Source organism: Nocardia abscessus (assembly GCF_015477775.1).
Classification (GTDB): Bacteria; Actinomycetota; Actinomycetes; order Mycobacteriales; family Mycobacteriaceae; genus Nocardia; species Nocardia abscessus_A.
In genome coordinates, this window is the sequence record NZ_JADLQO010000027.1 from 16,996 (window position 1) to 39,444 (window position 22,449).

Annotated in this window: 18 protein-coding genes; 12 read left to right on the forward strand and 6 right to left on the reverse strand. The window is 67.4% G+C overall.

Annotation, left to right across the window (positions count from 1 at the left end; genetic code table 11):
• Nucleotides 1-16 precede the first annotated feature (16 nt).
• Nucleotides 17-1,687: an FAD-dependent oxidoreductase gene (locus tag IU450_RS37335; protein WP_195154440.1), complete on the forward strand. Its 1,671-nt coding sequence runs from the start codon at nucleotides 17-19 to the stop codon at nucleotides 1,685-1,687.
• A gap of 109 nt (nucleotides 1,688-1,796) precedes the next feature.
• Here IU450_RS37335 and IU450_RS37340 read toward each other — a convergent pair whose 3' ends face one another.
• The 3 genes from IU450_RS37340 to IU450_RS37350 form a co-directional block, all read right to left on the reverse strand.
• Entirely contained in the window at nucleotides 1,797-2,600 is an 804-nt protein-coding gene (locus tag IU450_RS37340; protein WP_195154441.1) for an acyl-[acyl-carrier-protein] thioesterase, read from the reverse strand.
• A gap of 243 nt (nucleotides 2,601-2,843) precedes the next feature.
• Nucleotides 2,844-3,965 (reverse strand): transglycosylase SLT domain-containing protein, encoded by a 1,122-nt coding sequence (locus tag IU450_RS37345; protein WP_195154442.1) that lies wholly within the window; start codon nucleotides 3,963-3,965, stop codon nucleotides 2,844-2,846.
• On the reverse strand, nucleotides 3,962-4,294 hold the full coding sequence (locus tag IU450_RS37350) for a type VII secretion target (protein ID WP_195154443.1): 333 nt from the start codon (nucleotides 4,292-4,294) through the stop codon (nucleotides 3,962-3,964). Before IU450_RS37350 ends, IU450_RS37345 begins: the two co-directional genes overlap by 4 nt.
• Before the next feature lie 146 nt (nucleotides 4,295-4,440).
• Between IU450_RS37350 and IU450_RS37355 the strand changes: the two genes are divergently transcribed.
• Nucleotides 4,441-5,415, forward strand: coding sequence for an NADPH:quinone oxidoreductase family protein (locus tag IU450_RS37355; RefSeq protein ID WP_195154444.1), 975 nt, complete (start codon nucleotides 4,441-4,443; stop codon nucleotides 5,413-5,415).
• A gap of 22 nt (nucleotides 5,416-5,437) precedes the next feature.
• The gene (locus IU450_RS37360; RefSeq protein ID WP_195154445.1) at nucleotides 5,438-6,550 is read left to right on the forward strand and encodes a winged helix DNA-binding domain-containing protein; all 1,113 of its coding nucleotides are present in this window, start codon (nucleotides 5,438-5,440) and stop codon (nucleotides 6,548-6,550) included.
• Between the two features lie 10 nt (nucleotides 6,551-6,560).
• On the opposite strand, the gene IU450_RS37365 is transcribed toward IU450_RS37360, so the two are convergent.
• Nucleotides 6,561-7,085 carry an Lrp/AsnC family transcriptional regulator gene (locus IU450_RS37365; protein WP_043698838.1) on the reverse strand — a complete coding sequence of 175 codons (525 nt, stop codon included), beginning with the start codon at nucleotides 7,083-7,085 and terminating at the stop codon, nucleotides 6,561-6,563.
• A 161-nt stretch (nucleotides 7,086-7,246) separates the two neighbouring features.
• Here IU450_RS37365 and hppD point away from each other — a divergent pair, with 161 nt between their 5' ends.
• The 7 genes from hppD (at nucleotide 7,247) to tuf (ending at nucleotide 14,415) form a co-directional block, all read left to right on the forward strand.
• Nucleotides 7,247-8,449: a 4-hydroxyphenylpyruvate dioxygenase gene (gene hppD, locus IU450_RS37370; protein WP_195154446.1), complete on the forward strand. Its 1,203-nt coding sequence runs from the start codon at nucleotides 7,247-7,249 to the stop codon at nucleotides 8,447-8,449.
• Between the two features lie 133 nt (nucleotides 8,450-8,582).
• Nucleotides 8,583-9,110, forward strand: a complete 528-nt coding sequence (locus IU450_RS37375) for a DUF3558 domain-containing protein (RefSeq protein WP_195154447.1) — start codon at nucleotides 8,583-8,585, stop codon at nucleotides 9,108-9,110.
• Nucleotides 9,111-9,120: 10 nt separating this feature from the next.
• Nucleotides 9,121-9,681 (forward strand): DUF3558 domain-containing protein, encoded by a 561-nt coding sequence (locus IU450_RS37380; protein ID WP_324197962.1) that lies wholly within the window; start codon nucleotides 9,121-9,123, stop codon nucleotides 9,679-9,681.
• A 343-nt stretch (nucleotides 9,682-10,024) separates the two neighbouring features.
• Nucleotides 10,025-10,399, forward strand: a complete 375-nt coding sequence (rpsL, locus tag IU450_RS37385; protein ID WP_039801925.1) for a 30S ribosomal protein S12 — start codon at nucleotides 10,025-10,027, stop codon at nucleotides 10,397-10,399.
• Between the two features lies 1 nt (nucleotide 10,400).
• Nucleotides 10,401-10,871 carry a 30S ribosomal protein S7 gene (gene rpsG, locus IU450_RS37390; protein WP_014353063.1) on the forward strand — a complete coding sequence of 157 codons (471 nt, stop codon included), beginning with the start codon at nucleotides 10,401-10,403 and terminating at the stop codon, nucleotides 10,869-10,871.
• Between the two features lie 137 nt (nucleotides 10,872-11,008).
• Nucleotides 11,009-13,111 (forward strand): elongation factor G, encoded by a 2,103-nt coding sequence (gene fusA / locus IU450_RS37395; RefSeq protein WP_195154448.1) that lies wholly within the window; start codon nucleotides 11,009-11,011, stop codon nucleotides 13,109-13,111.
• Between the two features lie 113 nt (nucleotides 13,112-13,224).
• On the forward strand, nucleotides 13,225-14,415 hold the full coding sequence (tuf, locus tag IU450_RS37400) for an elongation factor Tu (protein WP_043698828.1): 1,191 nt from the start codon (nucleotides 13,225-13,227) through the stop codon (nucleotides 14,413-14,415).
• A gap of 114 nt (nucleotides 14,416-14,529) precedes the next feature.
• Here tuf and IU450_RS37405 read toward each other — a convergent pair whose 3' ends face one another.
• Together IU450_RS37405 and IU450_RS37410 are read right to left on the reverse strand one after the other, a co-directional pair.
• Nucleotides 14,530-15,192: a hypothetical protein gene (locus IU450_RS37405; protein ID WP_195154449.1), complete on the reverse strand. Its 663-nt coding sequence runs from the start codon at nucleotides 15,190-15,192 to the stop codon at nucleotides 14,530-14,532.
• Between the two features lie 89 nt (nucleotides 15,193-15,281).
• Nucleotides 15,282-17,006, reverse strand: coding sequence for a WXG100 family type VII secretion target (locus IU450_RS37410; RefSeq protein WP_195154450.1), 1,725 nt, complete (start codon nucleotides 17,004-17,006; stop codon nucleotides 15,282-15,284).
• Nucleotides 17,007-17,355: 349 nt separating this feature from the next.
• On the opposite strand from IU450_RS37410, the gene IU450_RS37415 reads away from it, so the two are divergent.
• Both IU450_RS37415 and IU450_RS37420 read left to right on the forward strand, forming a co-directional pair.
• Complete coding sequence (locus IU450_RS37415) at nucleotides 17,356-22,128, forward strand: FHA domain-containing protein (protein WP_195154451.1); 4,773 nt, start codon at nucleotides 17,356-17,358, stop codon at nucleotides 22,126-22,128.
• Nucleotides 22,109-22,384 carry a hypothetical protein gene (locus IU450_RS37420; protein WP_195154452.1) on the forward strand — a complete coding sequence of 92 codons (276 nt, stop codon included), beginning with the start codon at nucleotides 22,109-22,111 and terminating at the stop codon, nucleotides 22,382-22,384. Before IU450_RS37415 ends, IU450_RS37420 begins: the two co-directional genes overlap by 20 nt.
• The last annotated feature ends 65 nt before the right edge of the window (nucleotides 22,385-22,449 follow it).

Here is a 22,449-nt window from a genome sequence, read left to right on the forward strand (position 1 = left end):
CGAGGATCAGCACAATATGGCCTACGTAATCACGCAGCGTTGTTGCAACGACGCCAGCTGCGTCTCCGAGTGCCCGGTCGACTGCATCCGTCCCACCCCGGATCAGCCGGAGTTCGCGACGACCGAGATGCTCTACATCGACCCCGACACCTGTATCGACTGCGGCGCCTGTGTCGACGCGTGCCCGGTGGAGGCCATCTTCTCCGAGGACGACCTGACGGCTTCGCTGGCGCGGTTCCGCGACATCAATGCCGCCTACTTCCAACGGCATCCGCTGGAGTCGAACTTCGATCCGATCGTCACCCCCGCGCGGCCGCCGAAGGAGCTGGGCACCCTGCGGGTCGCGATCGTCGGCGCGGGCCCCGCGGCCTGCTACGCGGCCGACGAACTGCTGCGCAGGGCCGACGTGGAAATCGAGATGTTCGACCGGCTGCCCACCCCCTGGGGCCTGGTCCGGGCGGGCGTCGCGCCTGATCACCCCGGCACCAAGACGGTCTCGGGCATGTTCGAGTCCGCGTTCCGCCGTGAGACGTTGCAGTACTACCTCAATGTCGAAGTGGGCACGCACATCTCGCACGAGGAACTGCTGCGCCACCACCACGCGGTGATCTACGCGGTGGGAGCCTCGAGCGACCGCAGGATGGGCGTCCCGGGGGAGGACCTGCCGGGCAGCCACTCCGCCACCGAGTTCGTCGCCTGGTACAACGGCCACCCCGACTTCGCCGACCGGACCTTCGACCTGTCCGGCGAGCGGGCCGTGATCGTCGGCAACGGCAATGTCGCATTGGACGTGGCGCGCGTGCTGACCGTCGACCCGGACGAACTCGCCAAGACCGATATCGCCGACCACGCGCTGGAGACTCTGCGGCAGAGCAATATTCGCGAAGTCGTCGTACTCGGCAGGCGGGGTCCGCTCCAGGCGGCCTACACCTCGCCGGAATTCCTGGCGCTCGCGCATCTGAAGGGCGTGGACGTGGTCGTGGACGAGACCGACCTGGAACTGGATCACGCCAGCCAGGCGATCGTGGACGATCCGCAGGTGGAGCCGTCGCTGGCGTTGAAGTACACCCTGGCCCAGGAGTACGCCGGGGGCCGCAGGGCCGAAGGCAACAAGCGGATCGTGTTCCGCTACCTGACTTCGCCCACCGCCCTCACCGGCACCGAGCGGGTCGAGTCCATCGAAATCGTGCACAACGAGCTGTTCGAGGAAAACGGTCAGCTCGTGGCGCGGCCGACCGACCGCACCGAGAGCATCGACACCTCGCTGGTGCTGCGGTCGATCGGCTACCGCGGTGAGCGGGTCGGCGAGCTGCCGTTCGACGAGCGGCGCGGTGTCGTGCCGAACGAGCACGGCCGGGTCATCGGCGAGGACGGGACGATGCTGAGCGGCGTGTACGTCAGCGGGTGGATCAAGCGCGGCCCTCGCGGTGTCATCGGTTCGAACCGGATCGACTCCGAGGAGACGGTGGAGCTGCTGCTCGCCGACTTCACCGCGGGCAAACTCGCTGCGCCGCAAGCCGACCGCGCCGCCCTGAAGGCACTGCTCGCCGAGCGTCAGGCCGACCTGGTCGACCGCGCGGGCTGGCGAGCGATCGACCAAGCGGAGAAGTCCGCGGGCAAGTCCGCGGGCCGCCCCCGGATCAAGTTCACCACCCGGGAAGACCTCCTCAAAGCCTCCCGCGGCTGACGATCAGGACGCCGGTCGGATCCCCGAGATCCGACCGGCGGGGTAACTCACCGGGTACGTCCAAAACCCGACCGGTCACCCAACGCGGGACCTGAACGCGAATTCCGCGTCACTCGACTGGTACGGCCTGAATACCCGGAGAGGCGGGCAGCGGCATGATGCGGACTACTGTTGTGGTGGTTCCGCCGACCACGAACCACAGCCGCAGCACCGGCTGCCCCGTGCGGTCACCCGGCTCGTACCGGCTGCGCACGCTCACATGCTGACGTGCCAGCACCGGCGCCACGTATTCGATCACCGCTCGATGCGGCCCCGCGAGCAGCTTCGGGTATTCGACCAGGAACTGTTCCACCGCCTGCCAGTAACAGGCGTTGTTGACGTGGTTGTACTGGTCGATGTCGGTGGCGCGCACCGGGAACGGCAGGTCGGTGTCCGACTCCGGGGGCGTGGCGTCGGTCAGGTACGGCCGCCACCGCAGGCGGTGCTCGGTGGACGTGCGAGCGAGGTAGGCGAGGCCCTCGTCGCTGATCCGCGCGGGCATCCCGGTGGACTCGCTGATATTGATCCAGAAGCCCTCTGTCTCGATCAATCCGCCGTTTCCGCTGGTGATCCGCACGCGCATGTTCGTCCACCGGGTGGACATCGCCGAGCACCACCGCAGCAGCTGCACCTCGTCCGGCCACAGAATCGGGCGGATGACATCGATGACCGTCCGGCGGACGATCCAGTTCGGGTCGGTCCGGTGGAAGAACGTCCTATGCAGGTTTTCCCAGGCGATATCTTGCAGGTAGCGGGCGACGGCATCGAACCGCAACCGGTCATAGGGATCCACATCACCAGCCCGGACGGGCCACGCCGAAGCAAAGCCCATGCCCTCCTGGGGAAGCGGGGCGAGTGGCTGATCGAGTGACACTTGTGCTCCTCGCGCTGCACGGTGTGCCGCGTTTCTTCATGCGGTGCTGTTGTGACGACTTTACGGGGCGTACGTCACACCCTCGCGTCGAGCCGTCCGTACCTCCTTAATAGTCCGCCTGCCGGGACCTGGGCCAGCGGAAATGGGGTCTTCCGTCCGACGTCCGGGACTGCGGACCCGTCCCATCGGGCGGCAGCGACCGGTCGCGGCCGCGCGGAGGCGCAGGTCACCGTGGTGCTGGGCTCAGTAACCCTGGTAGGCGCCGCCCGAGTTCACGGCGGCGACACCGGGGACGTTGCCGAGCGAGCCGTAGCGGTCGATCGAGTACCGCACTCCGGCGATGATGTTGTCGACCGGATTCCAGATGTCGTCGTGACCAGGCGCCTTGTACGCGCTGAATGTGCTGTCGATGGTCTGCATCAGACCCTTCGACGGATGCCCGGCCACCCAGTTGCTGTCCCAGCGGTTCTCCGCGTACGGGTTGCCCGCGGACTCGTGCTGGATGATCAACGCGATCGCCCGCTCATCGATGTCCTCGGGGGCGTACCCCATCGCGATGAGCTTCTGCTTGGCCTCGGAGATCCATCGCGCGACGTCACCGCTCGGCAGCGGGCCGGTCGGCGCGGACGAACTCGGGACACCGTGATACGGCGTGCCCGACGACGAGCCGGAATTGTTCTGCCCCGACATCAGCTGGCTCGGCCGGTCCGACGAGGGATTCGCGACCGGGGTGGCCGACGTACTCGCCGGTGCGGTGGCAGCGGGCGCAGTGGGGGCCGCGGGCACGTTCGCGCTCGGCTCCCCGAGCTCGGCGAACGCCGCCTCCAACTTTCCGACCGCGCCCTCCAACTGGATCTTCGCCTGGTTCGCCACGTCCTCGGCGGTCTTCAGCGCGTTGGTGAGCTCCCACGTCCGTGTGGCCGCTTGGAGCGCTTCCTGGAAGACGAGCCCTTCCACGTCGGCCTTGTCCGCGTGCGCGCGCAGGTTGTCGATCCGGGTCTTGGCGTCCACGGCGCCGTTGGGCGCGACATCGAAGGGCGGCGTCTGGTTCAGCGCGTCGTCGCGCAAGCTCAGTACCTTGGCTTTCGCCTCGATCAAATTCTGCACCTGGGCGGTGAGTGCGGTCTTCAGCTCGAGCAGGGCGGCGCTCACCGCGGAGGCGCGGGTCTTCTCGGTCTGCATCCTGCCGTTCGCGGCGTCGCCCGCGGAGCCGGACCACTTCTTCGCGTCGGCGAGCGCTCGGGTGTCCTCCGCGCCCTTGCCGACAGCGGTGTCGAGGCCCTGCGACATCTGTTCGGCGAGCCCGCCCGCCGCCGAAAGCTGCTCCGGCTGCCAGTTCGCGACGTCGGGGATGGTGAGCGTCATGGCAGCTGGAGTCCGATGGCGCGCAGCTTCGCCGCGAAGTCGTCCTCGGCCAGCTCGTACTTGCCCGCCGCGTTGTGCAGGTTGTCCGCGATCGTGGTGAGCCGCGACCCGATCCGCTCCAGGCAGCGGTGCACGGCGTCGTTCGCGCGCTGGGCCACGGGGGCGAAGTCGGTGCCGGGCAGCGCCCCGGCGACGGCGCCGAAACCATCGCCCGCGCCGAGGTCGGTGACCGAGGTGGCCTCCGTGCGCAGCGTCTGTGCGAAGGAGCGCAGCGCCGCTGGGTCGACCTGCATCGTCGTCGCAGGTCCCGACTGGTTTTGCTCGACCATGAATCCCCCTTCCCTCCCGACCGTGAGGTCGCGGCCAGCATAACAAAATCGGGTGGTGCCGATGGGCGTCATCGAGCCGCGACCGTTATGTTGTCGGTGTGGCGTCGGCACGGATCATGCCGACGCGAGGACAGAGAGGTCAGCACATGCGCGCAGCCCAGGTCAGCAAGCTGGAAGGACCGGAAGCGGTTCGGATCGTCGATATTCCGGAGCCCGCGGCTTTCCCGGGCGGCGTCGTGATCGACGTGCACGCGGCGGGCGTGGCCTTCCCGGACGTGCTGATGACGCGCGGCCTGTACCAGATGAAGCCCGAGCTGCCGTTCGTCGTCGGCGGAGAGGTCGCAGGCATCGTGCGGGAAGCCCCCGAGGACGCGCACGTGCGGCCCGGTGACCGGGTGGTCGCGTTGACCATGCTCGGCAACGCGATGGCCGAGACCGCTGTCACGCCCACCCAGATGGTGTTCCGGCTCCCGGACAACGTCTCGCTGGAGGCGGGCGCGGGCATCCTGTTCAACGATCTGACCGTGCACTTCTGCCTGCGCACCCGCGGCAGGCTGGCGGAGGGCGAGACGGTCCTGGTGCACGGCGCCGCGGGCGGCATCGGCACCTCGACCCTGCGGATGGCGGCCGCGCTCGGTGCGGGCCGGGTGATCGCCGTGGTGAGCACCGAGGCGAAGGCCGAGGTGGCGCGCGCCAACGGCGCGACCGACGTGGTGCTCACCGACGGCTGGCTCGCGGCGGTGAAGGAGCTGACCGGTGGTCGCGGCGTCGACATCGTGCTCGACCCGGTCGGCGGCGACCGTTTCACCGACAGCATCCGCTCGCTCGCCTCGGCGGGCCGGTTGCTGGTCGTCGGCTTCACCGCGGGGGAGATCCCGACGGTGAAGGTCAACCGGCTGCTGCTGAAGAACGTCGAGGTGACCGGCGCGGCCTGGGGCGAATGGGTGATGTCGCACCCGGGCTACCTGCAGGAGCAGTGGGCCGAGGTGGAGCCGCTGCTGGCCTCCGGCAAGATCGCGGCGCCGCAGCCGGTGCTGTACCCGCTGGACAAGGCCGCCGAGGCCGTCGCGTCGCTGGACAACCGGACGGCCACCGGCAAAGTCGTGGTGACGGTGCGCTGACGACTGCCGGCCTGCCCGCGTCATGAAGCTGTCCAATCGGATTCTCAATCGGACCCTGCTGGCTCGCCAGCACCTGCTCGAGCGCTCGCGGCTGACCGCGCAGCAGATGTGCGACCACCTCGTCGGGTTGCAGGCGCAGGATTCGCCGCCGCCGTTCGTCGGATTGTGGAGCCGCGTCGCGGCGTTCGATCCGGCGGCGGTGTCGGACGCGCTGGAGGACCGTTCCCTGGTCCGGATCACCTTGATGCGGGGGACCATTCACATGGTCACGCCGCCCGACGCGCTGCGGATCGCCCCGCACGTGCAGCCGGAACTGGAGAAAGCGCCCTTCCGCAAGGGCTTCAACTACGGCGCAATGGTGGGACTGGATCCCGACGAGGTGCGCCGGCACGGTGAGGCCGTGCTCGGCGACGAGCCGATGTCCGCCGCGGACCTGCGCGCCCGCGCCACCGAGTTGTACCCCGATCGCGACCCGGGGGCGGTGGTGCAGACCTGGCTGTATCAACTGCCGGTCCTGCAGACTCCGCCGCGCGGGAAGTGGAAGGACAACAGCAGGCCGATCTGGTCGCGGGTCGAGCCCTGGCTGGGCGCACCGCTGGACCCCACGTATCCCTTGGCGGAGTTGCTCTTCCGATACCTGTGCGCCTTCGGCCCGGCGAGCACGATGGACATGCAGACCTGGTCGAGGCTGCTCGGCATGAAGCGGGCCGTCGCGGAGCTCGGCGATCGGGTGCGCGCCTACACCGACGAGCGGGGCCGCACGCTCTACGACGTCGCCCACATCGAGTTGGCCGATCCGGACACCCCGGCTCCGGTGCGCCTGCTCGGCTGGTACGACAACGCGCTGCTCTCCCATCAGGACCGGACCCGGATCGTGCCCGATGGGGCGCCTCCACCACTGCGCTCCTTCGCCGCTCAGGTCTCCCCGGTGCTGGTCGACGGTTTTCTCGCGGGTCTGTACAAGGTCTTCGCGAATGCCGCGACCGCCCGGCTGCGCATCAGCCCCACCCGGAACTGGACGAAGGCGGAGCGCGCCGAGGTCGAGGCGGAGGCGCACGCTCTGCTCGCCTTCCTCGAGGCGGGCAAGCAGGGAAGTGTGGAGATTCTCGACGTGGGGGCCGACCTGCGCCACTGAGCCGGATCGGCTACGGCTCGCGGGTCGGGCGATAGGCGGGCGCCTTGGTGGTCCCGGTCGGGCTGAGCGTGCGCAGCAGCGGCAGCGCCCGGCGTGACACCACGGTGGACAGCACGATGACGCTGTGCGAGCGCGCCACCGAGGAGGTCCGGTCGATGCTCAGCAGCACGGCCTGCAACCCGGCGTGCGAGTCGGCCCCGATCCGGCACAACACGTCGCCGGTGCCGGTGGTGGCATAGGCCTCCAGCACGCCCGGGATGGCGTGCAGTTCGGCCGCCACGGTGTCCAGCGCCCCCTGGGCGATCTCCAGCGTGACGAACGCCTGCACGTCGAACCCCGCCGCCGTGACATCGATCTGCGGGTCGTAGGAGGCGATCACGCCGGACTCCTCCATGCGCGCGATCCGTGATTGCACCGTGGCCCTGGCGACCTTGGTCCGGCGGGACAGCTCGAGAATGCCCGCTTTCTGGTACTCGTGCATCGCCGTGAGGATGGCGAGATCGAGTTCGTCCAGCTTCGCCGGTGTGCGCGCCATGACCGCCTCCGTTCCAGCACTCGGACGGGCTCGCTGCCCGCCGCGTCGATGCTATTCAAATTGTCCAGCATCGCCCGCCGGTTCCTAGCCGAATTCGCCACACTGTCTATCGAGAGTTGACGCTGTTGCCTACTCCGCCGACTCGGCGATTTCCTTGGAGCATGACCATCGAGCACCTGCCGAACGCACGGTCCGGCGCGGTTCCCAGCGACGGCGAACTGCGCACGCTCGTCGGGTTGGTCGACCACGACGACAGCGGTGACCCGTTCCCGGTCATCGGGTGGGACGCCCTGGTCTGGGTCGTCGGCAACGCCACTCAGACCGCGCATTTCCTGGAATCCGCCTTCGGGATGCGGTTGGAGGCGTACGCCGGTCCGGAGACCGGCAATCGCGATCACAAGGCGTTCGTCTTGCGCAGCGGCGCGGCGCGTTTCGTGGTCACCGGAGCGGTGGACCCGGACAGTCCGCTGGTCGCCCACCACGATCGGCACGGCGACGGCGTGATCGACATCGCCCTCCAAGTGCCCGACGTCGATCGCTGTGTGGCGTGGGCGCGCGCGCACGGCGCCACCGTTCTGGTCGAACCGCACGACGACACCGACGACTTCGGCACGGTGCGCTCGGCCGCGCTGGCCACCTATGGCGAAACCAGGCACACCTTGGTCGACCGGTCCGGCTATTACGGGCCCTACCTGCCGGGCTATGTCGCCCGCCGGTCCGACTATCAGCGCCGCGACGGCGCGCCAACCCGGTTGTTCCAGGCGATCGACCACGTCGTCGGCAATGTGGAACTCGGGCAGATGGACGAGTGGGTCGAGTTCTACCGGCGCGTCATGGGTTTCACGAATATGGCCGAATTCGTCGGCGACGACATCGCCACCGAGTACTCGGCGCTGATGAGCAAGGTCGTCGCCAACGGCAACCACCGGGTGAAGTTCCCCCTCAACGAGCCCGCCGCCGGCAAGAAGCGCTCACAGATCGATGAGTACCTGGAGTTCTACCGTGGGCCCGGCGTCCAGCACATCGCGCTCGCCACCGGCGACATCCTCACCTGCGTGGACGCCTTGCGCCGCGAGGGAGTCGAGTTCCTGGAGACACCCGCCGCCTACTACGAGGACCCCGAACTGCGCGCCCGCATCGGCCGGGTCCGCGTCCCGGTCGAAGAACTCCAGCGCCGCGGCATCCTGGTCGACCGGGACGAGGACGGCTACCTCCTGCAGATCTTCACCAGGCCGCTCACCGACCGCCCTACGGTGTTCTTCGAACTCATCGAACGCCACGGCTCCCTCGGTTTCGGCAAGGGGAATTTCAAGGCGCTGTTCCAGGCGATCGAACGCGAACAGGAGGCCCGGGGCAATTTGTGACCGGCTGCTGTCGGGGCCCGGCGCGCACTCTCGCGTGCTGCCGCGCATCCGCTCGGATCATCGGCCGGTCGTTGCCCGGCGGCGGGCGATCTTGTCGAGCCGCTCGAGCCGCCTCGTCGGTAGAGTTCATGCCATGCGGATCAAGTCAGCGGTCGTCCTCGCGACAGCCTTGGTGCTCACGCTGGCGGGCTGCGGTTCGGGCGGGGAGTCCGAGGACTCGGGTCCTTCGCGGCCCGCGCCGAAGGTGGTGCCGCTCGGCCCGTTCGTCGGCGAGTGTGGTCACGTGACCGACGACGAGGTGCGCGATCGCGGTGGCCTCGGCCGGATTTCCGGGGTGTTCCGCAACGCCGTCGGATGCAATTGGCAGTCGGCCGGAATCGGTTCTCCCAGTATCACTTTCGCTTCCTATCGAGGTAGTCCCATCGAGCGTGAGCGGGCGTGGGTGACCGTCAACGGCCGCGCGCCCGATCCGATAACCGTGGCCGGGCGCGACGGATTCGCCGCTTTGGACCCGAGCGGCACGATCTGTGATCTGGCGGTGCAACTCGGAGACGATTTCTTCGAGTGGTCGACGAATATCGGATCGTTCGGCGCGGTGACCGGTAACCCGTGCGACCGGAGCCGCGCGCTCGCCGAGCTGACGCTGCAGCGAATTCAGTGAGGGGTGGAGTGTGAACGTCGGTCGAGACCTGCACAGGCGCGCCGCGGCCGCGGTCGCCGTCGCCGCGGCCCTCGCGTTGTCCGTGGGCGGGTGCAGTGAGGTGGTCTCCGGGACCGCGCAGCCGGTCGGCGGAAGTCAGCCGGTCAACACCAGGCTGGACAAACTGCTGCGGGAATGCGAGATCCTCTCCGATGAGCAGATCGGCAAGGCGATCGGTGAGAGCGTCTCGGCCTCGGACTCGTTCTTCGGCGCGGTCTGCATGTGGGACCTGATCGGAGCGCCCGGCGGCAACGGCATGGCCACGCTGAACTGGTACGAGAACGGAACGCTGAGCAACGAGAAGCAGACGAACAACAAGCTCGGCTACGAAACCACCAACATCACCATTCAGAGTTCGCTCGCGCTGCAGATCCGCAGGCCGAAGGACCCGGACTCGTGTGGTGTGACGGCGAGCGCCCCGGACAACGGGGTGATCGGCTGGTGGATCAACTACCGGCCCGGCTCGGCGCACCCCGACCCTTGCGACGCGGCCGAGAAGTTGATGGAAATGACCTTGAACCTGGCCAGGTAGACGGTTGCGGAACCGACCCGCTTTGACCCTGTGTCCCGGCCACGGGTATCGTGGATCGCTGTGCCCGGAAGCATACGGGCAAGTTCGTGCGTGACCGTAGGCCAGCGAGAGCGGCCGACGACTCCAGCGTGCCCGGAATCAGGGCTCCGCGCCGCGCGCGACACGCCCGACCTCGGGACGCGAGAAACGTGGCCGGACGTGCGAGTGAAAGCTCGATGACAGCGGTGTGAACGACGGGCCGGAAGTGGAAGCCAGCGCGACCACGAACGGCCCCGGGAGCGCCGCGAACTTAAAACAGACATGAAGTCCACACACCGCGTTAACTAATAAGGAAAGCCGGTCTATGCCAACCATCAACCAGCTGGTCCGCAAGGGTCGCCGCGACAAGGTCGCCAAGACGAAGACCGCGGCCCTGAAGGGGAGCCCGCAGCGTCGTGGCGTGTGCACCCGCGTGTACACCACGACTCCGAAGAAGCCGAACTCCGCGCTGCGCAAGGTCGCGCGTGTTCGCCTGACCAGCTCGGTCGAGGTCACGGCCTACATCCCCGGCGAGGGTCACAACCTGCAGGAGCACTCGATGGTGCTCGTGCGCGGCGGTCGTGTGAAGGACCTCCCGGGTGTGCGCTACAAGATCATCCGTGGCTCCCTCGACACCCAGGGTGTGAAGAACCGCAAGCAGGCCCGCAGCCGTTACGGCGCCAAGAAGGAGAAGAGCTGATATGCCACGCAAGGGCCCCGCACCCAAGCGTCCGCTGATCAACGACCCGGTCTACGGTTCGCCGCTGGTTACTCAGCTGGTCAACAAGATCCTGCTGGACGGCAAGAAGTCCACCGCCGAGCGCATCGTCTACGGTGCCCTGGAGCAGGCGCGCGAGAAGACCGGCACCGACCCGGTCGTGACCCTCAAGCGTGCGCTGGACAACGTGAAGCCGTCGCTGGAGGTGAAGCCCCGTCGCGTCGGTGGCGCCACCTACCAGGTTCCGGTCGAGGTCCGTCCGGGCCGCGCCAACACCCTGGCCCTGCGCTGGCTGGTCAACTTCTCGCGTGCGCGCCGGGAGAAGACCATGGTCGAGCGCCTGGCCAACGAACTGCTCGACGCCAGCAACGGCCTCGGCGCCTCGGTCAAGCGCCGCGAGGACACCCACAAGATGGCCGAGTCCAACCGGGCCTTCGCGCACTACCGCTGGTGACGTCTGCCCGGCCCGTCGTCTGGGTCGGGAGGCACAGCCGGAACGCGGCACTCACCGGCCGCTTCCGGCGTTGACATAGAGGCGACCACAGGGTCGTCCCCGATAATCCCAACTAGCTACGAGCGGGGAAGATTTCCGTGGCACAGGACGTGCTCACCGACCTGAACAAGGTCCGCAACATCGGCATCATGGCCCACATCGATGCGGGCAAGACGACCACAACTGAACGCATCCTCTTCTACACCGGCATCACGTACAAGATCGGTGAGGTCCACGACGGCGCTGCCACGATGGACTGGATGGAGCAGGAGCAGGAGCGTGGTATCACCATCACCTCCGCGGCTACCACGTGCTTCTGGAAAGACAACCAGATCAACATCATCGACACCCCCGGGCACGTCGACTTCACCGTGGAGGTGGAGCGGTCGCTGCGCGTGCTCGATGGCGCCGTCGCGGTGTTCGACGGCAAGGAAGGCGTCGAGCCGCAGTCCGAGCAGGTGTGGCGTCAGGCGGACAAGTACGACGTGCCGCGGATCTGCTTCGTCAACAAGATGGACAAGCTCGGTGCGGACTTCTACTTCACCGTGCAGACCATCAAGGACCGCCTCGGCGCCAAGCCGCTGGTCATCCAGCTGCCGATCGGCGCGGAGGACACCTTCGAGGGCATCATCGACCTGGTCGAGAACAACGCCAAGGTGTGGCGTGGCGAGACCAAGCTCGGTGAGCAGTACGAGGTCGTCGAGATCCCGGACGACCTGAAGGAGAAGGCCGAGCAGTACCGCCAGGAACTGCTGGAGACCGTCGCCGAGTCGGACGAGGCGCTGCTGGAGAAGTTCTTCGGCGGCGAAGAGCTGACCATCGATGAGATCAAGGGCGCCATCCGCAAGCTGACGGTGACCTCCGAGCTCTACCCCGTGCTGTGTGGTTCGGCGTTCAAGAACAAGGGCGTGCAGCCCATGCTGGACGCGGTCATCGACTACCTGCCCTCGCCGCTGGACGTGGAGGCCACCACCGGCCACGTGCCCGGCAAGGAAGAGGAGCTGCTCACCCGCAAGCCGAGCGCCGACGAGCCCTTCGCGGCCCTGGCGTTCAAGATCGCGGTGCACCCGTTCTTCGGCAAGCTGACCTACGTCCGCGTGTACTCCGGCAAGGTCGACTCCGGCGCCCAGGTCATCAACTCGACCAAGGGCAAGAAGGAGCGTCTGGGCAAGCTGTTCCAGATGCACTCCAACAAGGAGAACCCGGTCGGCGCCGCCTCGGCGGGCCACATCTACGCGGTCATCGGCCTCAAGGACACCACCACCGGTGACACCCTGTGCGATCCGCAGAACCAGATCGTGCTCGAGTCCATGACCTTCCCGGACCCGGTCATCGAGGTCTCCATCGAGCCGAAGACCAAGTCCGACCAGGAGAAGCTGGGCACCGCGATCCAGCGTCTCTCGGAAGAGGACCCGACCTTCTCGGTCAAGCTCGATCAGGAGACCGGCCAGACGGTCATCGGCGGTATGGGCGAGCTGCACCTCGACATCCTGGTCGACCGCATGAGGCGCGAGTTCAAGGTCGAGGCGAACGTCGGTAAGCCGCAGGTGGCCTACCGCGAGACGATCACCAAGCGGGTCGAGAAGCTCGAGTTCACGCACAAGAAGCAGACCGGTGGTTCCGGCCAGTTCGCGAAGGTGATCATCGCCCTCGAGCCGTTCGTCGGCGAGGACGGCGCGCACTACGAGTTCGAGAACAAGGTCACCGGTGGCCGCGTGCCGAAGGAGTACATCCCTTCGGTCGACGCCGGTGCCCAGGACGCCATGCAGTACGGTGTGCTCGCCGGCTACCCGCTGGTCAACATGAAGGTCACGCTGCTCGACGGCGCCTACCACGACGTCGACTCGTCGGAAATGGCGTTCAAGATCGCGGGCGCGCAGGCGCTCAAGGAAGCGGCTCGCAAGGCCGGTCCGGTGATCCTCGAGCCGCTGATGGCGGTCGAGGTCACCACGCCCGAGGACTACATGGGCGATGTGATCGGCGACCTGAACTCCCGCCGTGGTCAGATCCAGGCCATGGAGGAACGCAGTGGTGCCCGTGTCGTCAAGGCGCTGGTTCCGCTCTCGGAGATGTTCGGTTACATCGGCGACCTGCGGTCGAAGACCCAGGGCCGGGCGAACTACTCCATGGTGTTCGACTCGTACGCGGAGGTTCCGGCCAACGTGTCGAAGGAGATCATCGCCAAGGCGACCGGCGAGTGAGACCGTCGGGGCGAGTGCCACACTTGCCCCGACAGCCGGGCGTCAGTACGACCCCTTTCAAGTAACCGCACTGCTGCAACTGCACGCACCAACAAGTCCAGGAGGACAAAAAAGTGGCGAAGGCGAAGTTCGAGCGGACGAAGCCGCACGTCAACATCGGCACCATCGGTCACGTCGACCACGGCAAGACCACGCTGACCGCGGCGATCACCAAGGTGCTGGCTGACAAGTACCCGGATCTGAACGAGAGCTTCGCGTTCGATCAGATCGACAAGGCGCCGGAGGAGAAGGCTCGTGGTATCACGATCAACATCTCCCACGTCGAATACCAGACGGAGAAGCGCCACTACGCGCACGTCGACGCGCCGGGTCACGCCGACTACATCAAGAACATGATCACCGGTGCGGCGCAGATGGACGGCGCCATCCTCGTGGTCGCCGCCACCGACGGCCCGATGCCGCAGACCCGTGAGCACGTGCTGCTCGCCCGTCAGGTCGGCGTGCCCTACATCCTGGTCGCGCTGAACAAGGCCGACATGGTCGACGACGAGGAGATCCTCGAGCTCGTCGAGATGGAGGTCCGCGAGCTGCTGGCCTCCCAGGAGTTCGACGAGGACGCGCCGGTCGTGCGGGTCTCCGGTCTGAAGGCGCTCGAGGGTGACCCGAAGTGGTCGGAGTCGGTGCTGGAGCTGATGGCCGCGGTCGACGAGTCCATTCCGGACCCGGTTCGTGAGACCGACAAGCCGTTCCTGATGCCGGTCGAGGACGTGTTCACCATCACCGGTCGTGGCACCGTCGTCACCGGTCGCGTCGAGCGTGGCGTGATCAACGTGAACGAGGAAGTCGAGATCGTCGGCATCCGTCCGGACAAGACCAAGACCACGGTCACCGGTATCGAGATGTTCCGCAAGCTGCTCGACCAGGGCCAGGCGGGCGACAACGTCGGTCTGCTGGTTCGTGGTATCAAGCGTGAGGACGTGGAGCGCGGCCAGGTCGTCGTGAAGCCGGGCACCACCACCCCGCACACCGAGTTCGAGGGCCAGGCGTACATCCTGTCGAAGGACGAGGGTGGCCGCCACACCCCGTTCTTCAACAACTACCGTCCGCAGTTCTACTTCCGTACGACTGACGTGACGGGCGTTGTGACCCTGCCCGAGGGCACCGAGATGGTCATGCCCGGTGACAACACCGAGATGCTCGTCAAGCTGATCCAGCCGGTCGCCATGGACGAGGGTCTGCGCTTCGCGATCCGCGAGGGTGGCCGCACCGTCGGCGCCGGTCGCGTCACGAAGATCATCAAGTGATTCGCTGAATCGCTGGTAACGGCGCCGCTCCTTCGGGAGCGGCGCCGTTCGCGTTTCCGGACGAGTGCTTTTGGATGCGCCCCTCTCGAGGCACATCGTTTCGAGTGCTCCGGCTCAGCAGGCGTAAGCGCGGCCGACGGCCGGTTCGCGCTCCGCTGCCGGTAGTTCGCGCAGGCAACCGAGCGGAACGACGCCTTCGCTGCTCAGCTGTACGCCTGTGCGCTGGGCGGGATTCACGCAGGTGAGGCCGGTCGTCGCGAGGCGGCAGAGGTAGTCGCCGAAGGTGAGGGTGCTGTCGTACGGCAATGTCTGACCCTCGCCGTTGATGAAAAGTCCTGGGTCGCCCCGGAATTGGCCCACCGTCAATCGCTGTCCGGAGTAGGTCACGTACCCGCCGAACCACTGGCCGTAGCCCTCACCCGGCGCGGGTGCCGGTTCTTTCAGCTCGACCAGGCAGTCGAACCCGTCGAAGTCGAACTCGACGCCGGTGATGCAGCTTATCTTGTGGGTCGGGCTGACGAACGCGATATCGCCCCGCAGATCGGTCACCGGGCCGCCGTCGATCCGGACCGAGTGGAAGCCGGCGAGATCGACCGGCGAACCTCGCCGAACCCACTCGATTCGATCCGTCAGATCCCTATCCTTCTCCGGCGCTCCGGCCTGCGGCGGCCCCGCCCCGTTCTGTGACGACCCCGCCACCGGCTGCGGCTTTCCGGCTGTGACCTGCGCGCATCCACCCAGCAGCAGTACCAGCCCGACCGCAACCACCCACCGCATACCGCCCACAGTATCCCGGCGCCGCAACAGAATTCACCTTCCGAGCTGGACTATGGCGTCGCATACCGAGGCTCTGCACGATGCGGCGGCTATGGGGGCGTGGGGGACGCGGGTGTGGGGGAGTTCGCGGTGGTGACCAACAGGCGGTGCAGCACCTGCGCGGGCGGTGCGGCTTGCGCGGCGTTCAAGACCACGTCGGTGAATGCCTCGGCCAGAGCGGCGGAGGGGTCGAACCGCCCGCGATCGAAGCTGCGGCCGCTCAATTGCGACCGCCATTCCTGGAAGCCGGACACCGTGCGATTCAACGATCCCTTGTCCTCCGGGCTCAGTTGAGGCAGATACGCCGTGAGCAGTGCTCGTTGCGCGGCGGGGCGAGCGCGGAAGCCGCCTGCTCCGTCGAGCGCTCTGCCGAGTTCCCGCACGATCGACGAATACACCGGCCGCTGTGCGCATCCCGATGCGAGCAGGCCCGCGTTTTCGGCTGCGGTCACGGTCCGCGCCAATTGCGCCGGGTCGGTCGCGGCGCGTACCGCCAGCACGATACGCGCGGTGGACAGCATCTGGTCGGCCACACTCGGGGAACGCTTCCCCGAGGGAGCGTCTTCGGCGGCGGTGAGATCGCCCGATTCAGCGGGCACCGTGGTCGAATCCCATTCCAGCAGAGTCATTTCGCCGTCCGCCAGTTGCTCGATACCGATGGCGCGCAGAGCGATCTGCGGGTATCGCGGCAGCACGTCGTCCACCGCGGCGACGATCTCGATCAATACCTCCACCGCCACGTCCGGGATGTCGAAGCCGAAGGCGCGTACGCCGTGGCGCTCGGCGAGTTCCCGGGCGAGGCGGGCTGCGATCGACTCGCCGGAGCCCTCCACCTTCTGGTTTTGTTTCTCGTCTTTCTGGTCCGGTCGGACCGAGGGTCGGGCGGGCATGCGCGGCGGCGAACCGGGGGTGCCCGCGTCCGGGGCGGAGATGCGCGGCGGTCGAGCTGCGGAGGGATTGGACCATGGTGTGCTCGGCGCCGCGGCGGCAGCTTGCTTGGCCGTGCCTGCTTGCTTCGTCGCGGTGGTTGGAGTCGTCGCGGCCGTAGCCTTCGTCCACGGTGATGACGGGCGGCTGTCCGGAGCGGGGCGGGTGAGTGCGGCATCCGCCTGACGAGCCGGGTTCACGCCGGGGCCGGGTAGGCCCGGCTGCTCGGTGCCGCGGTGGTCGGGACCGGATGGACTATCCGTCCGGCTGGGCTGCTGCCCGGCGGCGGACCCGTCCCCGGGTGTCGCCGGGGTGCGGTCGGGCCCGGCCGACGAGCTCGGTGACTGATGTCCCGGTGGCGCTGCGGCGCGAGTTTGTTGCGTCGGCGGCACCGCAGTGGCGGCCGCTGTGGGCAGGGGAGCCCCTGTGAATGGCTGAGCGACGGTGGGGACGTCCGTGACACTCGGGCCGAGACGGTGTGTGAGAGCGGCGTTGTCGCCCACCGGGAGTGACGTCGAATCGCTCTGGATCGCGTTCCCGGCCTCGCGGACGCGCTGACCGATGGCTCGGTCCTGGTTCTCGAAGTTCTCCGCGAGGTGGCGCAGATCGGTGCCGGCCTGCTGGAGCGCCTCGACGAGGCTGTTCAGGTCGGCCATCGTCTGCTTGTGTTCGGGAACGTAGGATTCGGCGAACGCGCGACCGGCGTCGTCGTTGCCCCACGGTTCGCCTTCCTCGGCCAGGGCGCTGCGCAGTTTCCGCACGGTAGCCGCCACATCTGCCCCGATCAGATCGAACTGCGGTGCATGAGCCCGCAGCTGATCCGGGTCGACCGAAAACGCTTCGCCCACACCTTCTCCCTACGCGTCGCATCACATTGTCGCGGAACCACCGGTCGGGTTCCCGGCTGCGGTGAGATGCCAGTCGTATGAGCACATTCGAGAGGGGGTGCATTCCCTCGTGCCCCAGAAAGTGTGGGCTAGCGGACCGGTCCGGTATCGGTGCTGGAGAGACGTCTTTCGAGTACTTGTGGCGCCGAAATAGTCGCAGTTTCAACCTTTCGGAAACTCTGCCGCGGTGGCCGCGGATCAGTGCTCGGACTCCGGCCGAACTATTTTCACTGTTGGGAATAGTGGAAGTCGTCCGTTATGTCTAGATAGTTCTCGCAGCAGGTATGAGGGTGCCGGGAGGCAAGCTGCGATGGAAGCGAGCAGTTTGCTGGCCGAGTTGCCGTCGGCTGTGCGGGAACTGGTCCTCGGTCACTGGCCCGAGACCGACGTCGACGGAATGCGTCGTAACGGGGACGCGTATCTGGTGGCCGGCGGCGAATTGAACAACTCGGCAGACCGATACGAGGCCGAGGCCGCGCGCACCGAGCAAGCCGTTCAAGGCGCCACGTCGGCGGCTCTGACCGAGCGTCACCGTGTCGTCGCGAAGTCGATGCGTGATCAGGCTGCGGTGTGTCAGAGCCTGGGCAAGCAGTGCCACGACGTCGCCGATTCCAGTGTGCAAACGCAGCATCTGCTGGTTGCCATGGGGATCGCCCTGGCCGCCCAGTTGGCCTACGACGCGCTGCTGTTCTTCCAAGGCGGCGGCGCCAAGGCGTTGATCGACCGGATCGAGGCCGAGCGGGCGATGGCCGCCGCGGCAGCGAGACTCGCCGCCGAGGTGGGTGAGCGGGCGGTCGCGGGCGCGGCGCAGCGGGCCGGGCTGCACACCGCCGTCCACGCGGCGAAGATCGGCTTGCTGACCAGTGCGGCGATCAGTGGCGGCGCGCAGCTGTGGGACCTGGCGGACGGCGTGCGCGACGAGTTCGACGTGGGCGCTTTCCTGGAGATGCTCGCCGGTGGTGTGGTCGGCGGCGTGGCGGGCGCGGAGGTCGGCCGCAGACTGGCGCCGCGCGTGCTCGGCCTGACAGGCGGCAGAGCGGTCAGTCGCTCCGGTCGGCTCGCCGCGCATCTCGGCGGCACGATGTTGATCGGCGGCGCGGGCGGTCTGGCGGGCGGTCTGGCCGGCGCGGTGCCCTCTGTGTTCATCCACATCGGTGAGATCCACAGCCTCGGCGACCTGTTCAAGATGGTTCGCGAATCCGCCATAACCGGCTTCGGTAGCGGCTTCGTCGGTGCGGCCGGTAGTGCGCTCCGGGTCCACACGGCAGGCCGCAACGCGTTCCGTGGAGAGAGCGACGGACCTCGAATAGGCTTGCGCCACCGTGACTTCGCTTTGCGTGTCAACGACCTGTTGAACTCCGGTGAACCACCGCGAGTGGAGGTGATCGAGCGATTCAGCACCGAAGGTCACTCGGCGAAAGTAGTGGAGCGGCTCGTCTTCCACGACGGCACCGAGGTGATCCACAAGGTGGTCTCCGATCCGCGGCACGCGCACGCGGAATTCCTCAGTTCGCTGGTCGGTGACGCGGTGGGCGCACGGGTGCCCGCGGTGCATGTCATCGGCGACCACGTCTACATGGAAGTGGTGCCCGGCCAGGTGGCGGCGGAGGCGTATCCGCGACGTTCGTACCCGCAGGACGTCCTCAGCGGACCTGCCGGAATGCGCCAGGGCGTCATGGACGTATTGATACGCATACCCGACCGTAATGGCGACAACTGGATGGTCGACCCGGACGGGAACGTGTGGGGAATAGACCACAGCCGTGCATTCGAGAACTTCGCTGACGCCCAGTATGTCGTCGGGCCTTTCGCGGAGAACTTCCTGCGCTACGGAGACAATGACGAGATCTTGTGGAAGGACCACACTCTCACTCGCCCCGAGTTGCAGGAGATGCGGCAGCGTGTCGAACAACTGAGCCCGGTGTTCTCCGCCGCGGGCTACCGGGACTGGTATGACGGCATGCTGCAGCGGATGACCACGTTGGAGGGTCATGCCGCGGAGGGCGGCGGCGCCGGCCGTGGGGTGGTGCCTCCCGTGTCACCGCCGTCACCCGGCGCGACGCCGGGAATCACCGGTGACGGCCGGGCGGTGTCGTTCACGCCACGACAAGACCGGCCGCCCCGGATCGACGAACATCAGCGCGACGGTCGGCCCCCGGCACCACGCGGCGACGTCAACGGTTCGGCGGTCGTGCCACGCGGTCGCCGGGACCAGCCGCCACCGCTGCCGCGGGATGTGGATGTTCCGGCTGCGCGGCAAAAGGAGCCGACGCCGCGAGTCCCGGTCGACGAGCCGGCCTCGAATGGGCAGCGGCCCGGGCGGGACGAGTCGAGGCCGCGGGTTCCGGTCGATGAGGCGGATCCGGACGGGCGGCAGTCGGCGGCGGAAAAGACGCCGGCAACGCACGAAGGCCAGGCGCCCCGCGTCCGGCCCGACGAACCGACCTATGACGGCCCGCCGACACGGCCACAGCCGCGCGTCGGTCTACACGAGCAAGCGGCGAGCCAGGACGGATACATGCTCGCGGCGGATGCTCCTGCCGGATTCACCCAGTTCTACCGCCACCCCGACGGCGGCTACGTCGACGTGATTTTGACCGGCCCGGACGACGCGCGGCTTCCGCTGCGGCTGATCCCGGGGCAGGAGTACGTGCTCGGCCGCGGCGATGGCGCGCTGTTGGACCACATGGCCACCGACAAGGTCTCCCGCCGCCACGCGACCATCATGGTGGACGATCAAGGCCATGTGCTGATTCGAGACGAGCACTCGATGAACGGCACCTTCGTCGACGGCAAACAGATGACCGGCGGGCGCTGGGTGCGCCTCTACGACGGCCAAGACCTCATGCTCAGCCGGGATTTCGAAGTCGGGGTCACCTTCCAGCGTCAGATGGCCGAAGTGCGGTTGTTCGGCGACGACGGACCCGCTCTGACGCTTCATCGCGGACGGGAGATCGGGATCGGCCGCGAGATGGTGCACCCCGAAGCACCTGGGCGCGACAGTATCTCGCGACGCCACGCCACCGTCGGCATGGACGAAAACGGCCGGGTCTGGATCCGGGACAGCGATTCCACCAATGGCACCCGAGTGAACGGCGATCGGCTCGGCAACGGAGAGCGCCGGATACTGGAGCCGGGCGACGAATTGCGCCTCGGCTGGTACGACAGCGAGGCGCAATTCGTCCCGACGGACGCGCCGATGGACACCAGCCCGGTGCGCGTGCGTATCGGCAGCGGGACAGACGCGACGCCGGTGCGGCTCGCACCGGGACAGACGGTCGTGATCGGCACCGACGAAAGCTCGCCTTTCGCCGCCCAGTTGCGTCAGGTCTCCGGTGTCGGCGAGCGACACGCGACGCTCGGCTTGGACCACGACGGCAGGCTGTGGATCCGTGACCATCCGGGATCGGAGGGGATATGGATCAATGGAGACAAGATCGCGCCGAACCAGCGAGTGACGCTGACCGAAGGCGACAACATAGGAATCGGTCCCGATTACGTCGGGACCGCCCGCCTCGGCGGCGAGGTGCGACAACAGCTCCCGCCGGCCGAACTGCACTTCGAACCGTTCAAGCGCAAACTTCCGATGCGCCTGGAACCGGGCAGGGAGATCTCCGTCGACATCGGTGAACTCAACGGTCATGCGATGGTGATCGGAAGGCCGGGTCGGCAGGTCACGGTCGGGCGCGATCCGGACGGCGCGGTCTGGGTGCTCGATCCGGTCCACGACAGCTGGAACCCGGTGAAGATCAACGACGAGGTCATCCCGGCGGGCGAGAAACGGTACCTGGCCCCGGGTGACAAGGTGACTTTCGGCGAGGTGTCCACGCGATTCCAGTCGGGTGAGGAAGCGCCGCTGCGACTGCGGTTGTCCGACGACGAGAGCATGCCTCCGTTGACGCTGCGGCGCGGCGAAGAGATCGTGATCGGCCGCGGAGACGACTCCCCGATGCGAAATCAGCTGACCGATCTTTCGGTATCCCGCCGCCACGCCACGATCTACCGCGACGAGTACGGAACCGTGTGGGTGCGCGACGAACACTCCACGCGGGGAACGTGGGTCGACAACGTCAAGGTCGATCCGAATCGGGGGCCGGTGCAGCTCAGGCCGGGTGATCGGGTTCGCTTCGGCGACTGGGTCGGCGCCGCGAGTTTCGCGGATGGCCACCACGAAGCGATGCCGCGTCCACTGGCGGTGAAACTCAATAACCCACACGGCGACGTGTCGCTCGATCTGGCGCGCGGTGGCGAACCCGTCCTGCTCGGGCGGGACAGCGCGGAGCTGCCCGACGGTCTGTCCCGCGTCCACGAGATATCCCGTCGGCACGCCAGCATCGGCACCTATCCGTCCGGTCGCGTTTGGATTCGCGACGAGGGATCGACGAACCACACCTATGTCAACGGCAAGGAGATCAACCCCGGTACGAAGGTCATGCTGCATCCGGGCGACAGTGTGCGGCTCGGGGACGCGTTCGAGTTCGTCGTCGCGTATCCGCCAGCCGACGGCGGCGCATTCGTGAACATCATCGACCGGACGCCCGAGACCCTGCGGATGGTCCAGGATCTCGCCCGCGTGCCCAGCCACATCTACGCCAGGGTCAGCGAGCACATGAACGCCGTTCCCGGTGGCGGAATCGTCATCGGAAACCGGCCGCTGCTCGAGTTGCCCGGCACCGAGAGCCTGGCCGGCAGCACCCCGTACGGCCGCAAACCCGGCACCAGCTGGAACACCGTGGGAGGCGTTTACATGGGCGGTCCGCGGCGGATCGTGATCAACTCCGGCGGACGCAGCGGCAGCTTCAACGTGGTCTGGCACGAGTTCGGGCATGCGGTCGACGCGGCGTACGGCACCGGTGGGAAATGGCTGAGCGACGCGAAGGAGTGGCGTGACCTGCACGCGGCGATGCTCCAGTCCATCGGCAAGAGCGGGAAGTGGAACAATTACTTCGACAAACCGTCCGAAGCGTTCGGCGAGGCGTTCACGGCGTGGCTGCACGGCCCGAAACAGCTTCGCGATTTCGCCCTCGGCGACCGTCGACTCGCGAACCAGCTGAAGGATTACTTTGACCGCGTTTTCGGATGACACCAGCCCGCCGATGCTCGCCGAGGACGGCGAGACGATTCTCGTCCCATTGCGCGGCCGGACCGAGGACGGCGTCTACTACAGCGGCTTCGAGGAGTTCTATCCCGGCGACCCCGGTTACGACGAGCTGCTCCCGGCGGCAAGGGAAAACCCGATCTCGGAGTCGGAGCCTCCGGAGCGCCCGGTGGACGACGACACCCTGGCACGCATCCTGAGAGAAGCTGGGTTGGATGGAACGGACCTCGGGAACGAGTAGTTGTGCCGTCAGATTGCCGGGCCGCTTGCCATGGCGGGTATGTCGCCCCGCTGCTGGCGCAATGC

What these genes read in the sequence shown, in the direction of transcription:
- IU450_RS37335 (WP_195154440.1), top strand. Translation starts at nt 17, where the DNA reads ATGGCCTACGTAATCACGCAGCGTTGTTGCAACGACGCCAGCTGCGTC.
- IU450_RS37345 (WP_195154442.1), bottom strand. Translation starts at nt 3,965, where the DNA reads ATGACGCTCACCATCCCCGACGTCGCGAACTGGCAGCCGGAGCAGCTT.
- IU450_RS37350 (WP_195154443.1), bottom strand. Translation starts at nt 4,294, where the DNA reads ATGGTCGAGCAAAACCAGTCGGGACCTGCGACGACGATGCAGGTCGAC.
- IU450_RS37355 (WP_195154444.1), top strand. Translation starts at nt 4,441, where the DNA reads ATGCGCGCAGCCCAGGTCAGCAAGCTGGAAGGACCGGAAGCGGTTCGG.
- IU450_RS37360 (WP_195154445.1), top strand. Translation starts at nt 5,438, where the DNA reads ATGAAGCTGTCCAATCGGATTCTCAATCGGACCCTGCTGGCTCGCCAG.
- IU450_RS37365 (WP_043698838.1), bottom strand. Translation starts at nt 7,085, where the DNA reads ATGGCGCGCACACCGGCGAAGCTGGACGAACTCGATCTCGCCATCCTC.
- hppD (WP_195154446.1), top strand. Translation starts at nt 7,247, where the DNA reads ATGACCATCGAGCACCTGCCGAACGCACGGTCCGGCGCGGTTCCCAGC.
- IU450_RS37375 (WP_195154447.1), top strand. Translation starts at nt 8,583, where the DNA reads ATGCGGATCAAGTCAGCGGTCGTCCTCGCGACAGCCTTGGTGCTCACG.
- rpsL (WP_039801925.1), top strand. Translation starts at nt 10,025, where the DNA reads ATGCCAACCATCAACCAGCTGGTCCGCAAGGGTCGCCGCGACAAGGTC.
- rpsG (WP_014353063.1), top strand. Translation starts at nt 10,401, where the DNA reads ATGCCACGCAAGGGCCCCGCACCCAAGCGTCCGCTGATCAACGACCCG.
- IU450_RS37405 (WP_195154449.1), bottom strand. Translation starts at nt 15,192, where the DNA reads ATGCGGTGGGTGGTTGCGGTCGGGCTGGTACTGCTGCTGGGTGGATGC.
- IU450_RS37415 (WP_195154451.1), top strand. Translation starts at nt 17,356, where the DNA reads ATGGAAGCGAGCAGTTTGCTGGCCGAGTTGCCGTCGGCTGTGCGGGAA.